Source organism: Arthrobacter sp. Cza30, assembly GCF_059090765.1.
Genome location: NZ_JBNHGA010000008.1, coordinates 75,674 through 91,660 on the forward strand (window position 1 = coordinate 75,674; position 15,987 = coordinate 91,660).

Below are 15,987 nucleotides of genomic sequence, written 5' to 3' on the forward strand. Positions count from 1 at the left end.
CCTACAGTCGCAGAGATCACAACGGCACTCATGCCCACACCTTAAGGTGGAAGACCATGTCTCATACATCAGCAGCCCGGCCGCAGTTCAGCCACGCCCGGGCCCGCCGCGCCGGATTCGCGGCCTTCGTCGGCACCGCCATCGAGTGGTACGACTTCTACATCTACGCCACGGCCGCGGCCCTGGTGTTCGGCCCGCTCTTCTTCCCGGAAGCGGACCGGATGACCGGCATCGCCGCCGCCTTCGCCACCTACGCGGTCGGGTTCTTCATGCGCCCGCTGGGCGGCATCATCTTCGGCCACATCGGCGACAAGTTCGGCCGGCGCCCCTCGCTGGTGATCACGCTGCTGATCATGGGCCTGTCCACCGTGTTTGTGGGCCTGCTGCCCACGCACGAGAACATCGGCTCCTGGGCCGCCGTGCTGCTGGTGGTGCTCCGCGCGCTGCAGGGCCTGGCCGTGGGCGGCGAGTGGGGCGGCGCCGTGCTGATGGCGGTGGAGCACGCGCCGGAGAAGCACAAGACCTTCTACGGCGGCTTCGCGCAGCTGGGCAACCCGGCCGGCGCGCTGGGCGCCACCCTGATTTTCGCCTACCTGTCCGGGATCAGCGACACGTTCCTGGTGGACGGCGGCTGGCGCATCCCGTTCCTGCTCTCCGTGGTGCTGATTGGCGTGGGCTTCTGGGTCCGCTACCGGGTGGAGGAATCCCCGGTCTTCGAGGAGAAGGTCGAGGGCAAGGTCCAGTCCCTGCCGCTGAAGCACGCGCTGGTCACCAACTGGAAGCCGATCCTCATCGGCATCGGCCTGCTGCCCATCTCCACCGGCGGCTACTACCTGGCCACCACGTTCGCCACCGCGTACGGCACCGACCCGTCGGTGGGCCTGAACGAAACCATGATCCTCAACGCGCTGTCCGTGGCCGCCCTGGTCGAGCTCATCTGCACCCTGGGCGTCGCCTGGCTGGGCGACCGGTGGGGCCGCAAGCGGGTCATGTTCGTCGGCCTGGTGGGCTCGATCGTGCTCATCGTTCCGCAGTTCCTGCTGATGTCCACCGGTCCGGAATGGCTGATCTTCCTGGCGTTCGCCGCGATGCGCCTGGTCATGACCGCCACCTACGCGCCGACCGCGACCATCCTCTCCCAGCTGTTCCGGGCACAGGCCCGCTACACCAGCATCTCGCTGGCCTACGGCATGGCCAACGCCATCTGGGCCGCCCTCTCGCCGCTGACCGCGACCTACCTGTACAGCAGCACCGGCAGCATCTGGCCCGTCCTGATCATGTTCGGCGCCATGGGCGTGCTGAGCATCGTCTGCCTGGCGATCGCTCCCCAGCACCGCGACGAGGACGAACACGACGACGCCGACTTAGCCGAAGGCGCCGAAACCACGAACAACAGCAACACCAACCTGGAGGCCTTCCGGTGAGGAAACTCAAGACATTCGACGCTCCCGCGACCAGCTTCATCCCACAGCTGATCACGGCCGCCACCATCCACACCATGGATGAAGAGCGCCCGACGGCGGAGGCCATGCTCGTGCACGACGGCTACCTGCTCGCCGTGGGCACCGAGGCACAGTGCCGCGCCGCCGCCGTCAACCTCGGCCTGCCGGACCCGAAGGAACACAACGCCGGCGGGGCCACCATCGTGCCGGGCTTCATCGACGCCCACGCGCACCCGCTGATGTACGGGCAGCTGAAGACCTGGGTGGACTGCGGGCCGGAACGCGCCGGCAGCATCCCCGAGATCGTCGCGCTGCTGAAGGAACGCGCGGCCGAGACCCCCAACGGCCTGCCCGTGCGCGGCTTCGGCTACGAGCACACCAACTTGGCGGAGGGCCGCCACCCCACCCGGCAGGAGCTCGACGAGGTCGCCACCGACCGCGAGGTGTACCTGATGAACGCCTCCGGCCACGGCGGCGTGGTGAACTCCTACACGTTCGAACTGCACGGCGTCACCAAGGACACCCCCAACCCGGCCGGCGGCGAATTCTTCCGCGACGCCTCCGGTGAGCTGACCGGCGAGCTCTCCGACGCCGCCTGCAACATCCTCACCGGGCTCGAGGGCGTGAAGATCGGCCACCACGGCCCGAACTTCCACCTCGCCGACGCCCCCGAGGAGCACCTGCGCCAGCTGCAGATCGCCCAGGAGAACTTCCTGGCCGGCGGCGTCACCACCATCGGCGACGCCCAGGTGTCCCGGCGCGAGTTCGACATGTACCTGCGCATGGCGGAGGAAAACCAGCTCAAGGTCCGGGTCAGCATGTACCTGCTCTCGCACCTGCTGGACGAGGCCGCCGAGATGGGCCTGCACGGCCAGTTCGGCAACGCGCGGCTCAGCTTCGCCGGCTTCAAGTTCTACGCCGACGGCACCCTCGGCGGCTGGACCGCGTACTTCCCGGACGGCTACGTGGGGGACCCCTGCCGCACCGGCCAGCTCTACCACGACCCGGCCGACTACGCCGCGCTGATCTCCAAGGCCCACCGGCTGGGCCTGCAGACCGCCACCCACGCGCAGTCCCCGACGGCGCTGGAGATGGTCATCTCCGCCATCGAGGCCGCGCAGGCCGAGCGTCCCGACACCGATGCCCGGCACCGGATCGAACACTGCGGGCTGCCCACGCTGGAGCAGATCGACCGGATGGCCGCCGCCGGCATCCACCCGGTCAACCAGCCGCAGCACTACTACAACTGGGGCGAGGGCGTGAAGGAAGCCGTCGGCACCCCGGGCGAGCGCTTCAATCCGCTGGGCGAATTCGCGGCCGCCGGCGTGCGCGTGACCATCAGCTCCGACGCCCCCGTGGCCGAGCCCAAGCCGCTGGAAGCCATCCAGGCCGCCACCAACCGCATCACCCGCTCCGGCGTCAAGCTCGGGTCGGACTCGCTGCTCATCACGGCCCGCCAGGCGCTGGCGGCACACACCATCAACGCCGCCCACACCCTGGGCCGCGAGGACGACCTCGGCTCGCTGACCGAGGGCAAGCGGGCCGACTTCGTGGTCCTCGCGGGCGACCCGCTGGCCGTCGACGCCGCCGAGATCGCCGACATCCCGGTGCTGGAAACCTGGGTGGACGGCATCCAGCGCTTCACGGCCGACCGCCCCGCACGCCTCAACCCGGAGGTCCAGCATGTCTGAGCACACCCCGGCGGCCACCCCCACGGTCACGCTGCCCGAGGGAGTCGTCGCCGATAACACCGGCCTGGCCGTCATGACGGTCCTGCGGAACTACGGCATCGACACCATCTTCGGCATCCCCGGCACGCACAACCTGGAGTTCTACCGCCACCTGGCGCCGCTGGGCATCCGCCCGGTGACCACGCGGCACGAACAGGGCGCCGGCTACGCCGCCGACGGCTGGGCACAGCAGACCGGCCTGCCCGGCGTCGTCATTACGACGTCGGGGCCCGGCCTGCTCAATGCGCTCTCCGCCGCGGGCACCGCCTATTGCGAGTCCCGCCCGCTGATCATCCTGTCCCCGGGTGTGCCCGAGGGCGAGGAGTTCGCCGACATCGGCTCGCTGCACGAGACGAAGGACGCCACGGCCGCCGTCGGCGCGATCGTCGAGTGGTCGCGCCGCGTCACCTCCGCCACCGAGGCGGTCCAGGGCATCCACGACGCCTTCGAACTCTTCCGCTACGGGCGCCCGCGGCCGGTGCACATCGAGGTACCGCTCAACGTGCTCGAGGGACCGAGCGACGCGCCGGCGGAGCTGCTGCAGGCTGCGCCGCGGCGTGAGCCGGCCGGCGCGTCCGACCAGGCCATCCGGCACGCCGCCCAGCTGCTGGCCGAGTCGCACCGGCCGGTGCTGCTGGCCGGCGGCGGGTCGCTGCGGGCCGTCGAGCACCTGCTGCAGCTGGCCGAAGCGCTGGACGCCCCCGTGGTGACCACGCTCAACGGCAAGGGCGCCATCCCCGAATCGCATCCGCTCTCGCTGGGCTCGGACATCCGGCTGCCCGCCGCGCAGCAGCTCTGCGAGGAGGCCGACGTCCTGCTGGTGATCGGCTCCAAGGTCGGCGAGGCCGAACTGTGGTTCAACCAGCTGCAGCCGAGCGGCACGGTGATCCGCGTGGACATCCTGCCCGGCCAGATGGCCAAGAACATCGCGGCCGACGTTCCGCTGGTCGGTGACAGCGCCGCCGTCGTGCCCCAACTGCTCGCCGCACTGCGGGAAAACAACGACGGCGGTGTCCCGCCGCGCGCGGAAAGCGGCGCCGACCGCGCGGCCCGGCTGCGTCCGGGGCTGCGCGACGCCGCCCGTGCGCTGTCCCCGGAGTTCGCCGCGCTGGCCGAACAGGTGGCGGCCGCCGTGCCGGCGTCGACCATCATCGGCGGCGACTCCTCCCAGGCCACCTACCTGGGCACGGCGAGCTTCGTGCCGCAGGACCGGCCGCATTCGCTGCTCTACACCCCGGCCTACGCCACGCTCGGGTACGGGCTGCCGGCGTCGATCGGCGCCCGCATCGGCGCGCCGGACCGCCCGGTGGTCTGCGTGGTGGGCGACGGCGCGCTGATGTTCGCGGTGCAGGAACTCGTCACCGCCGTCGAGCAGCGCCTGGACCTGGTGGTGGTGTGCGCCGACAACGGCGGCTACGGCGAGATCCGCCAGAACGAGCTGGACCGCGGCATCGAGCCCGTGGGCGTGGAGCTCGTGCAGCCCGACTGGGCCGCCCTGGCCACCGCCTTCGGCGGCACCGGCCGGCGGATCCACGAGGCCGCCGAGCTGGCCCCGGCCATCCGCAAGGCCCTGGCCGACGGCGGAGTCCAGCTGATCCATGTCCCCGCGCAGCTGTTCGCGCAGGACGGCCAGGCATGACGGGAAGCCCGCGCGTCCTGATCACCGACGCCGAGGACCTCGACTACTCCGTTGCCCTGGAGCTGCTGGCCGAGGCCGGCATTGAGGCGCAGTACCTCAACACCCGTGACCGCGGCGCCATCCTCGACGCCGCGGCCGGGTGCGAGGGGATCATCCTCGGCTACGCCACCCTGGACGCCGAGATGATCGCCGCCATGCCGAACCTGAAGGCCGTTGCCACCATGTCTGCGGGCTTCGACATGGTCGACTTGGAGGCGGCGGCCGCCCGGAACATCACGGTGTGCAACGTGCCCTCGGTGGCCACCCGCGACGTGGCCACGCACGCCTTCGCGGGCATGCTCTCGCTCATCCGCGAGCTCCCGCGCTCCCAGGCGGCCACCCGGCGCGGGGACTGGACGGGGGAGGGGATCCCGGTGCCGCCGCGGATCAGCGAGCTGACCCTTGGGCTCGTCGGGTTCGGGCGCATCGCACAGTACCTGGCGGGCCTGGCGGCCCCGGTCTTCGGGTCCGTCATCGCCTATGACCCCTTCGTCCCCGACGAGGCCTGGCCGGCGGACGTGCGCCGCGGCGAGCTCGCCGAGGTCCTGGCGGCGTCGAACGTGGTCAGCCTGCACACCCCGCTCACCGAGGAAACCCGGAACCTGCTCGACGCCGGGAACCTCGCCGTCCTGCCGGCGGGCAGTTATGTGGTGAACGTGTCGCGCGGCGCCCTCGTCGACGAACAGGCGCTGTGCGCCGCCCTGGACTCCGGCCACATCGCCGGGGCCATGCTGGACGTGCTCTCGGAGGAACCGGCCCCGGCCGACCACCCGCTGGTGCTCCACCCCTCGGCGATCGTCACGCCCCACGCGGCGTACCGCAGCAACATCTCGCTGCGCGAATACGTGGCGTTGCCAGCCAGGAACATCATCGCCTGCCTGGAGGGCGGGCATCCGGAGACCCCGGTCGCCGCGGCATCCCCGTCCCTCGCCGCGGCGGCTGGGTAGTCACAGGCACGCAAACACGCAACGGCACCCGGTCGGCATCAGCAGGCCGGGTGCCATTTTCGCACATCACCCAAACCCGTTGATCTGCGACTGCCCAGGTTCGGCGGCTAAAGCCTTTCAGACGCATGTCAGCTGCCCTTACATACAGCTCCACGCCATACAGACGGCTGTGAAGTATGCCGAGCATAGACCGCACGGAGGAAGTCGCCGCTGACGATTTGGTAAGTCTCGGTGGTGGAGGCGTGCTCGCGGCCACCCCCTAACCGGCTGGGTTACACCTTGAGATATCGGGGCGCAGGCGCACTGGCAGAGGCAGCTAGGCAGGATGCGGGAGAGGACTGCATGCTTCACCTGATGAGCTGTGCAGAATTTTAAGTTACGTAACTCCTTAGGGGCATAACCCGTCGGGCCAGCTGCGGCATCCCATTTCGGGCTCGGACTGAGGCGAAATTCCGAGCCTTGGCCAGTCGTCCTTCCCGCGGCAGTCTCGAAAATTCTATATGTCGAAGTATTGACGATGGTTACAAAATCGGCGCATACTTAGGTCACTCTAGCGACTTGCCCGCCCCTTCTCACCAAAACTGAGCAGCAAGCTTTACGACATCGCACTGTCCAACACCAGTCCCGATCCTCGACGAAGAGCCGAAGACGACTCTGCAAAGCTAAGGAGTGTTAAATGGAAATGGCCAAAGCAACACCTCTCAAGAAAACTGGGGCCGTGTTGCCCCTCCTCCTACTGTTTCTCTCGATCGTCGCCGACGGATTCGACACGGCTGCCCTTGGGTTCGTTATCCCGACACTGAGTTCGGAATGGGGGTTGAAACCGTCCGATATGACGTTGCCGCTCCTCATGACCAACCTCGGCGTCGTTATCGGATATGTAACCTGTGGCCGTCTTTCCGCCCGCCTCGGCCGCCATACAGTGGTTTGGGGATCTGTCGCGTTCTACTCAGTCGCGATCGTTCTAACCCCACTGGCTAGCTCTGTCGCAGAACTCACGGGCTTTCGCTTCGTGACTGGCATCGGACTCGGAGCGGTGCTCCCGGCGGCGGTTTCGCTTGCCGTCGATCTCGTTTCACCTCGCCGCCGCGACGCCGTCGCGCTCTTCATTACTCTCGGGCTCGCGTTCGGAATTACTGTCAGCGGACTGGTGGGCGGAGTAATTATTCGGAACTTCGGCTGGGAAGCTGCATTCTGGTTTCCTGGCGTCGCCGCGATGGCCCTCGTTCCGTTCATGTGGTGGAAGTTGCCGCGGACTCCGCTCGCCAGCGCTGCAGTTCAAGAAAAAGGCAACGGCATCGGCGTCCTCTCCTTGTTTGCCAAGGGCTTGCGCGCCCGCACCTCCTTGCTCTGGAGCCTCGCCTTCTTCGCTTTCATAACAAGCTACATTCTGCAGTCGTGGATGCCGACGTTCTTGATCGAGTACGGGTTCTCCCCCGAGCAAGTTCCACTCGGGACGGCGGCCTTGGGGTTCGGCGGACTCGCAGGCGGCTTGGCACTCGCGCTGCTGTCTGCACGTTTTGGTGCACCGAGACTGATAGCGGCCGGGCAAGGGGTAGCTGTCCTCGCGATCGGGATTGTGGCGCTCGCACCGCTCGGCGCAGTTGGGCTGCTCCTCCTCGTCGGATTGTCCGGTGCTGGCCAGATTACCGGCACGGTGGGACAGTCAGCCTTGGCGGTCCGGATCTATAACCCGGCCGCCCGCACAACCGGCGTGGGATGGTCGGCAGCTCTTGGACGAATTGGTTCTATTGTCGGCCCAGCTATCGGGGGATTGTTGCTCGCTCTGGGGGTGCCCGCGAGCATGATCCTCCTCGGTACTGCGCTCCCTCTCCTCATGGCCGGCGTGATCGTGGCGATAATGGCCCGACTTTTCTTCTCCGGGAATGCCGATAAGGCAACCGGAGATCCTCGCGAAACCTCGGCAGCTGTGGTCGCGGAATGACGCGACATCAGAGCTCATTGCCCACGGTTTGTTCGTTCCCTTAAATGAAAGGGTTGCGAAACAGCGCTTGGGATCTATAGTCCATGTGTTCAATGAGGCGCGACGCTTGAAGAGCCTGAGGAGTCGATCGCGTTGTTCCGCGGTCTTCAAGCCGCCAAGAGAAGCGCTTCCCGAATGAGCGCGCCGGACCGTGGCTGTCGTGCACGCGCCAGTCACGGTCCGGATGATCCTATATAGGGGAGTAGTCGAAAGACCTGCAGCAAGGTACCGCGCCACACTCCTCGGCTGCCTGCACGCAGAACGACTCCCTCCTCCCGCAGTGCGGCTCAGTCAGCCGCACCTCGGTCGGACGCAGTACTGTGGCCTGGTCGCATATTTGGTGCAGTCAGAGCTTGTCCATCACCTTTTTAGCCCGCACATGCAGGTCAGCAGGACCAGCCCGAGAGGCAACGTGTCGAGCGAATGGGAATTCCGCCGACTAACAGGAACAGCGTTTCTTGGACAATTCCGTGCCTGCCTCTCAAGCCTAGGTATTCAGACTCGATAGCGGCCGCAAAGGGCCTCTGTAAGGCCCGGGAAATAGCACGCCTAGTTCCGGAAGTCACTTTTACCTATGCGCCCGTCATAACGCTCTGCTAACTGCAGTCTGATTGCGGCCATCTCTTTTCTGTCCTGGTGTCCCCCCGCAACAAATTGCATATCGCGTAGTATTGACTGTCGCCACAAGACCGCGATACGTTGATCGGAGCCTCTAGGGGACCAGGCTCATTTCGACGGAGCCTGTGACATGGTCTAGGTCAATCCGTATCTGAGCAGTGCTAAACGGTCCCCACGCTGTGGTGGTGATCATCAAAATCGAAAAGCTAGGAGCTGTGATGTCACAAAAAGCAGATACTGTCATTGTTGCCGGTCGGGTGCATGACTTCCGATCGGACAATTCAGTGGGACGCGTACTCGCACTGAAAGGCGGCGAGGTGGTCGCCTTTGCAGATGAGCTTGCTGAGGTCCAAGCATTAATTGGCACTGAGACGAAAGTCGTAAACGATTCGTCACTGACGCTCCTGCCCGGGTACTTCGATACACACAATCACTTGACTATGGCCAGCGCAGACGTATACAACGTGGACATTTCCAACTGTGGCTCCATCCCGGAAATAATCAGCACATTGAGGGAACGGGCCGCAAAGACCAGACCGGGCGATTGGGTAGTTGCGTCAAGAGGCTGGCATGAGTCGACCATCGCTGAACGTAGGCTGCCAACAGCACGCGAACTCGATGAAGTGTCCACTGACCACCCGGTTTTCGTGCAGCGCGGAGGCCACGTGGGGACGGCCAATAGCATAGCCCTGCGACTTTCGGGCATCGACTCCATGCGTGCCGACCCGCCGGGCGGCACAATCGTAAGGGATCACGATGGCGCGCCTCTCGGGCCCCTTATTGAGTTTCCTGCAATGGCTCCAATTCACGCGATCCTCGGAGGGGATCCCGATTCCGACAATGCGGCAGGGTTTCTTGCCGGGGTGAATACGGACAGTCTCGCGGCGACGTCTGCCCAGTTTAGTGCGCGCGGCTTGACCGCTGTCCGTGACACAGGCATTGACGAGGCCAGTTTCCGTGTGTACCAGGAAGTGCACGCACGGGGAGAGTTAACCGTCCGCGCACGACCTCTCTTCATGCTCGACCCGGCCAAACCGGCAGAGGAGAACATCGAATACCTCCGATCGCTTAGCGTCCGCCAGCATGACGGAGACGATGTGTTGCGTGTTGAAGGCATAAAGTTGTTGGCCGATGGCGGCGTCGAGGGCGGGTGGCTCTCCGAGCCTTACACGAACCAGCCCGACTACTGCGGCCATGCGATGTTCGCGGAGCCCGAACTGGAATCGATGGTTGAGGCCGCCGTACGGGAAGGGTGGACGGTAGGGACGCACGCGGTGGGTGACAAGACCGTGCGTCTCGTGCTGGATGTCTACGAAAGGGTGATCAATAGGCTTGGGAAAGTTCGCCCGGGCCAACTGGTCATCGAACACGCCTTCATGGCCGACGCCGAGTCGCGAGCGCGGGCGGTTGCAGCCGGTATCCCGGTGACGGTCCAGCATCCCTTACTGTATGCATTGGCCGGCAACATGCTCACACACTGGGGGCCGGATCGAACGGCACAAGTGATGCCCGTAGCCGAGTGGCTCGAGGACGGAGGCCTTATCGCTGGTGGTTCGGACTGCAACGTGGCTCCGTATGACCCCTTGCTTGCGATATGGGGGTTCATCACCCGCGACACGAAGGTCGGGGGAGTCCAAGGTCCCCGTCAGGCGATCGACAGACGCACCGCATTCTCTCTCTACACTGAAGCCGGATGGCGGCTCACCGGAGAGGGGGATGTACGGGGACGGCTTATGCCGGGCTATTCGGCGGATATAGTCGCTTACCGGGAGGATCCGCTTCAAGTCGATCTGGACGATCTGCCTTCCTTGTCTCCTGCCTTCACAGTGATGGGTGGTCGGGCAGTGCACGACCCGGATGGATACTTCAACTAATGAGAATTTGCTGGTGTCCTCGCAGTTGTGGTTATCACAACGCATGACTGATTGAAGTCACGAAACGGGGCGACCCTGCCCGGTGATCGTAATTCAACTGCTCGCAATGAATACCATCGGGCGTCGAGGGTCGACTGAATTCTGATACCGGCACAGATTGCGACATTACTTCCAACGGAGGCCGCGCACTGAATGTGCGGTCTCCGTTGGTAGGTATGGTCACGCAAGCTTAGCCGCCGGCCACCTGGATTAAGCACATTCGCCGCCGACACTGGGGCGTGAGGGCAGATAGTGACAGGTAACTATAACGGCCCAACACCTAGCTCTGTGCGATTCCCGTCGCGAACTCTCCTCCCTCCTGACCCCGGCCATACGACTTGAGATTTCAGGTCATCCGTCCGGTTGGCTGCGGATCGTCTCCCACATACCAGCCCGTGGAAAAGGAACCTCAGTGACTGAGGGAAGCCCTTGCCTCGTTTTGTGGCGCCTTCTCGGCGCAGGCCGACTCTGCGTCCTCGGTCCGTTGGCCTCCTTTGTGGACGGGCGGCTCCCGCTTCCTCAAAGTGAAGGCATCACATGGTCCTCGAACGCTCGTGGCCTGCGTAACCATCCCATCCTCTTCGAGCACCTTCGCAGTCAGTGCTCTCCGCCTTCCCAGGGGGCGGTATTATCTTCAATTGATGATCGTCAATATTGGGGGATAGAGTGAAGGAGAAGTACTAGTACAAGGGGGCAAGTTGCCGAGCAAGCTAGCGGGTGGCACGGCTAGAGCCAGTGTGGAGCGAACGGTCGAATGGGTCGACACTGATGCCGCGGGACACCAGCACAACTCCGCAATCATGCGCTGGGTGGAGGCAGCCGAAGCTGAACTGTTCCGGCAGCTTGACTTGCGGAATATTTTCCCCGCGCGCCGCGGGTGCAGCAGGTGATTAACTATCGCGCCAAAACTATGGTTCGGGCAACGAATTACCGCTCAATTGCACGTGCAGAACGTGGGCAGATCATCTATGACCTTCGCCTTCCAGGTGCACGGACAGGCGCTCGGGACGTCAGAGGGTGGCCTCGCCGCTTACGGAACATTCACTACTGCCTATGTCCCGGCGGGAGCCGAGCGGGCACTGCCGTGGCCGGAGCACATTCGCACCGCAGTAGTGCAAGCCCACTCGGCATTGGCTTAAGGAGGTTGACTGGCTTGTCGTGGAGGAAGCTCCGGGGGAAACATCGGATGAGTTGGGAAGGGGGCCCGAAGGTCGTTGGGACGGACTACCCCCTGAGCGGCCGCCAAGACGGCTCTGAGGTCCGAATACGGCCGTTCGTATTGACGGTAGGTCTGGTGCGATGATCGAAATCCCCGCTCCTCCTCTTCGTCACCAGCAGCTGATACTGACCATCTACGGCTTGTACGGGCGCCGTGGAGGAGGTCCATTACCAGTATCGGTCCTCATCGACATGCTCGGCGACCTCGGCCATGACGCCCCTGGCGTACGCTCAGCGGTGTCCAGGTTGAAGGCAAAGGGTGTCCTCAACAGCGTCAAGTCCGGTGGCATCGCAAAGTACGAGCTGTCCCCACGGTCGCTCGAGATGGTCAGCGAGGGCGATGAACGGATCTTCGCCCCATACCGTGGATCGCCCGACGGCGAGTGGGTGTTGGCGATATTCTCGGTTCCCGAGGCGATGCGGGAGCGGCGGTACCAGCTGCGAACGGAATTGACACGACTGGGATTCGGTTCCGTGGCGGCAGGCGTGTGGATTGCCCCGGCCGACGTATGCGAGGGTGCGAAGCGGCGGCTGGCCGACCGTGGCTTGGGGGACTATGTGGAATTTTTCGTCGGCGATTACGCTGCGGAGGGGGAAATGCGCCAGCGTGTTGCTCAATGGTGGGATCTGGAGGCTCTGCGCAGTCAAATCGCCGAATTCATGGATTATTACCGGAATGCTCTCGCCAGTTGGTCCGCCTTAGTCGGCGATGATCCCGTGACAGCCCTGGCAGAGCCTTCGGCTCAGCTACGCCGGGACGCCTTCCGTTACTACGTGCCGATGCTTACGCTGTGGCGGCGGTTGCCTTACCGTGACCCGGGTCTGCCGCTGGAGTACCTGCCCGAGGGCTGGCAGGGGCCTGAAGCGCGGCGCATCTTCTTCGGAACGCATTCGCTGATCGCACCATTGGCTGAGGCCCACGCGATGTCGCTGGTGTCAAAAGCGGAGGCGGCGTAACTTAGGCCGCCAAGAGTAGGAGGGCCGGGTTCCCCCTGCCCTCCTTCCACACCTCCGTAGTCGCAGGCCTCGCACACCGGCCGTCGGGTCGTCGTTCATTTCGAGGACCTGCACTCGGTTCTGTGGCGACACTAAATGCCCAAATCGGGCTTCTCCGCCAGGGAGCTTACAGCTTCAAGCAGAAGCCAATGCCGGGGGTGCCGTTCTGCCAAGCCGGGAGACGCCGATGCCGGCCATCGCCAGGTATTCGGTGCCGGCCATTTCGCGCCAGAGGCGGTCGATTTCCCGACCGCTGGCCAAGTAGTCGTCTACATCGGTCAGGTAGATGGTGACGCTGACCAGGTCTTCGGGGCGCCCACCACTCGACGCGGAGCAAGCCACCCTTATCGGACGATCTTCGATCCGAAAGCAAATAAGCCGTGCCTCGTTGTCGTTGACGGAACGGACGTCGTTGATATCACCGACGTAGAGCCGACAGTCTCGTCCCTCATCGAGCGGGCCGACCTGCTCTCGGCTGTAAAGGATTTGGGAAACCGCCGCCGGTGGGCACTGGACGATGTCATCGCCGCCACTGTTGATGCCGAGCCGCGACTCCTTGCACCGATCGATCTGCAGGTCATTAAGGCCGCCCGACCGACTTTCGTGGAGAGCATGCTGGAACGCGTCATCGAAGAACGAGCCAGGGGGGACGCCAGCCAGGCGGCGGCCATCCGCGAGCAGCTGGCCGACGCCATCGGCGGTGCCATTTCGAGCGTGCAGCCAGGCTCGGAGGAAGCAGCGCGGGCCAAGGAGATCCTCAAAGCCGAAGGGCTGTGGTCACAGTACCTGGAAGTTGGCATCGGACCTGATCCGGAGATCTTTACCAAGGCACCGGTCCTCTCGGCGGTAGGTACCGGCGAGCCGATCGGGGTGCTGTCCCGGTCCACGCGGAACAACCCGGAACCGGAAGTCGTGCTGGCCGTGCGCTCCGACGGCACTGCAGTGGGTGCGTCATTGGGCAACGACGTTAACCTCCGCGACTTCGAAGGACGCAGTGCCCTGCTGCTGACCGGAGCCAAGGACGACAACGCCTCCTATGCGATTGGACCGTTCATCCGGCTCTTCGACGATTGGTTCGGAATGGACGACGTGCGGGAACTCGACATTAGCCTGCGGGTGCAGGGACCGGATGGATTCACGCTCGACGGGCAGAGCTCGATGAAGAACATCAGCCGTGATCCCGCCAGCCTGATTGGACATGCCTACGGCGACCACCACCAGTATCCCGACGGCCTCGTGCTGTTCACCGGCACTCTGTACGCGCCGACCCAGGACCGAAAAGCGCCGGAAGTGGGATTCACCCATGAACTTGGCGATACCCGTCAGCGTTTCGGATCCACGACCGCGCTGATCAACAAGGTTCAGCACTCTGAAACAGCCCCCCGGTGGAAGTTCGGTACTCGGGCTCTTATCAAGAACCTGCGTCAGCGCTCTCTTATCTGAACGTTTACCTTCCCCACGAACACGACAACGAAAGCGAGACTTCGTGTATGAAGTTACGAACCCGGCCACAGGCACAGTCATCGAGGAATTCCCCACAGCCACCGATGAGCAGATCGTGGAAGCCATCGAACGGGCGCATCGGGGCTACCTGTCCTGGAAGGACGCCCCGGTAGAAACCCGCTCCAAGATCGTGCAGCGAAATGCCGAGGTCTTCAATGAGCGCTCGGACGAGTTGTATGGTCTACATCAACGAGGCAGGCGGATCGCAAGCCGATCTGCCGTTCGGCGACATCAAGCGTTCGGGCGTCGGCCGCGAACTCTGCCCGCTTGGCAGGGGCCGAATTCATGGACAAGAAGGTCGTCCGACTCTGAGGTGTAGTTCGACGGCGAAACTTTTGGGGCGGAGCGGTCCCTGGGGTCTTCGGATCCGGGGACCGCTTCGCCGTTGGAGCCAAGCGTCGTCGCTTTGTCTGCGACGAGCCATGGACCGCAGAGTTCTCCGCCGACCCATATTGGAGGTCCGGCGTCGCGTTCGACGCCCGCCCCTCGCAAATCCGCTGCGCGAGAAGACGTACAGATTTATGTTCATCTTCCACTGCCGGAACTAGGATGGCCTTATGCGGAATGAGCTGAAGGCTGCTGCAGACCAACTGGATGTTCAGCCGGACGCTGACGTCCTTACGGTAGCTGAGGCTCGCGCCGCCTTGCCGGCAACGTTGCGGCACTTCCGAACGGTCCCGGGTGCGCGCCCCGTACTGGTTGGATCCCATCGAAAAGCTGATGCCGCGATTGTGCCGATCCGTCTCTACCGCGGCATGGACGCCGGCCGGGGCGGCGAAGCGCTCCCGATGCTGGATTTCCTCAGGCAGCGGCGCCGGCTGATCTCCCGCCTGGCTACGTTTAACCGCATTGAAGCTGTTGCAGTGTTTGGGTCGGTCGCCCGCGGAGAAGAAAAGCCGGACAGCGACGTGGATCTATTGCTCGATCCATGCGATGAGGCCAGCCTGTTCGATCTGGCGCAGTTCGCCGAGGATATGGAGCAACTGGTCTCCCGCCGGGTGGATGTCGTCTCGCGCCGGGAGCTGGATTCTCGTCGCGACGCGACGATCCTGGCTGAAGCGATGCCCCTGTGACAGACCGTCCCGATCGGACGCAACGATGGCTGGAGGACCTGGCGGTCAACCTTGATCTGGCGGCCGAGCTCGTGAACCGGGGCCGCGAAGCGTTCGATTCCGATCCCGCGCTTCGTCTGGCCTTCGAGGCTTTGTGCAACCGTGTCGGAGACCTGTGCAAAAGGCTCCTTACCGCGGAATCCGTGACCTTCTTCGAGCCGATCTGGCGGCAGGCGGCCAGGAACAGGGACTTCATCGTGCACCATTACGACCGCGTGGACGAGCAAGCACTGTGGGTGACGGTGTCGGTTGGTTTTCCGGAGCTGCGCAATCGGCTCGAAAGAGTAGGCCGGCGACCAGGAAGGCTAAGCACGTGATGAACTGCGGGCAGGATATCGACCGGATATCTGGCCCGTCATCTTTGGGCCATATGATGGTTTCAGGTGAGTTTCGGCGGTGAAGGGAAAACGATGGGCGGGAAGGCGGGCGGCCTGGTCGAGATAAACATCGATTGCACAGTGGAGTGGGTCGACACGGATGCGTCCGGGCACCAGCACAATTCGGTCGTGATGCGCTGGGTTGAGGCGGCCGAGGCCGAACTGATCCGTCGGTTGGAGCTGCCCGATTACTTTCCGCAGGCCCCGCGCGTGCAGCAGGTCATCAACTACCGGGCCAAGCTCTGGTTCGGACAGCGTGTGTCCGTTAACCTGTCCGTGCAGGACATGGGGCGCACGTCCATGACGTTTGGCTTCGAGGTGCACGGGCACCCACACGAGAAGTCGGCCGGCGGGCTCGCTGCCGACGGGACATTCACCACCGTTTTCGTTCCTGCCGGCAGCGACAAGGCGCAGCCCTGGCCCGAAAACATCAGGACTGCGATCTGCGGCACGAGCGTACTGAGCTAAG

The 15,987-nt window shown here is 64.3% G+C and carries 12 protein-coding genes and 1 pseudogene; 12 read left to right on the top strand and 1 reads right to left on the bottom strand.

Annotated elements, in window-relative coordinates; translation table 11 throughout:
- The first annotated feature begins 56 nt into the window (after positions 1–56).
- The 7 genes from AC5RVZ_RS25155 (at position 57) to AC5RVZ_RS25185 (ending at position 12,487) form a co-directional block, all read left to right on the top strand.
- Positions 57–1,424 carry an MFS transporter gene (locus AC5RVZ_RS25155; RefSeq protein WP_494068356.1) on the top strand — a complete coding sequence of 456 codons (1,368 nt, stop codon included), beginning with the start codon at positions 57–59 and terminating at the stop codon, positions 1,422–1,424.
- Positions 1,421–3,133: an amidohydrolase gene (locus AC5RVZ_RS25160; RefSeq protein WP_494068357.1), complete on the top strand. Its 1,713-nt coding sequence runs from the start codon at positions 1,421–1,423 to the stop codon at positions 3,131–3,133. Before AC5RVZ_RS25155 ends, AC5RVZ_RS25160 begins: the two co-directional genes overlap by 4 nt.
- On the top strand, positions 3,126–4,811 hold the full coding sequence (locus AC5RVZ_RS25165; RefSeq protein WP_494068358.1) for a thiamine pyrophosphate-binding protein: 1,686 nt from the start codon (positions 3,126–3,128) through the stop codon (positions 4,809–4,811). The genes AC5RVZ_RS25160 and AC5RVZ_RS25165 overlap by 8 nt, the downstream gene beginning before the upstream one ends.
- Complete coding sequence (locus AC5RVZ_RS25170) at positions 4,808–5,797, top strand: C-terminal binding protein (protein WP_494068359.1); 990 nt, start codon at positions 4,808–4,810, stop codon at positions 5,795–5,797. Before AC5RVZ_RS25165 ends, AC5RVZ_RS25170 begins: the two co-directional genes overlap by 4 nt.
- Before the next feature lie 676 nt (positions 5,798–6,473).
- Positions 6,474–7,742 (top strand): MFS transporter, encoded by a 1,269-nt coding sequence (locus tag AC5RVZ_RS25175; RefSeq protein ID WP_494068360.1) that lies wholly within the window; start codon positions 6,474–6,476, stop codon positions 7,740–7,742.
- 842 nt (positions 7,743–8,584) lie between these two features.
- Positions 8,585–10,273, top strand: a complete 1,689-nt coding sequence (locus AC5RVZ_RS25180; protein ID WP_494068361.1) for an amidohydrolase — start codon at positions 8,585–8,587, stop codon at positions 10,271–10,273.
- Between the two features lie 1,338 nt (positions 10,274–11,611).
- A complete protein-coding gene (locus AC5RVZ_RS25185) occupies positions 11,612–12,487 on the top strand; it encodes a PaaX family transcriptional regulator (protein ID WP_494068362.1) in 876 nt (291 codons plus the stop codon).
- A 174-nt stretch (positions 12,488–12,661) separates the two neighbouring features.
- On the opposite strand, the pseudogene AC5RVZ_RS25190 reads toward AC5RVZ_RS25185, so the two are convergent.
- A pseudogene (locus AC5RVZ_RS25190) lies at positions 12,662–12,850 on the bottom strand (hypothetical protein); the annotation flags it as partial.
- 162 nt (positions 12,851–13,012) lie between these two features.
- Between AC5RVZ_RS25190 and AC5RVZ_RS25195 the strand changes: the two are divergent.
- From AC5RVZ_RS25195 to AC5RVZ_RS25215, 5 genes are all read left to right on the top strand, one after another.
- Complete coding sequence (locus tag AC5RVZ_RS25195; RefSeq protein WP_494068363.1) at positions 13,013–13,969, top strand: fumarylacetoacetate hydrolase family protein; 957 nt, start codon at positions 13,013–13,015, stop codon at positions 13,967–13,969.
- A 43-nt stretch (positions 13,970–14,012) separates the two neighbouring features.
- Positions 14,013–14,348, top strand: coding sequence for an aldehyde dehydrogenase family protein (locus AC5RVZ_RS25200; protein ID WP_494068364.1), 336 nt, complete (start codon positions 14,013–14,015; stop codon positions 14,346–14,348).
- A gap of 238 nt (positions 14,349–14,586) precedes the next feature.
- Positions 14,587–15,102 (top strand): nucleotidyltransferase family protein, encoded by a 516-nt coding sequence (locus AC5RVZ_RS25205; RefSeq protein WP_494068365.1) that lies wholly within the window; start codon positions 14,587–14,589, stop codon positions 15,100–15,102.
- Positions 15,099–15,458, top strand: a complete 360-nt coding sequence (locus AC5RVZ_RS25210) for a HepT-like ribonuclease domain-containing protein (protein WP_494068366.1) — start codon at positions 15,099–15,101, stop codon at positions 15,456–15,458. Before AC5RVZ_RS25205 ends, AC5RVZ_RS25210 begins: the two co-directional genes overlap by 4 nt.
- 66 nt (positions 15,459–15,524) lie before the next feature.
- The gene (locus tag AC5RVZ_RS25215) at positions 15,525–15,986 is read left to right on the top strand and encodes an acyl-CoA thioesterase (RefSeq protein ID WP_494068367.1); all 462 of its coding nucleotides are present in this window, start codon (positions 15,525–15,527) and stop codon (positions 15,984–15,986) included.
- The last annotated feature ends 1 nt before the right edge of the window (position 15,987 follow it).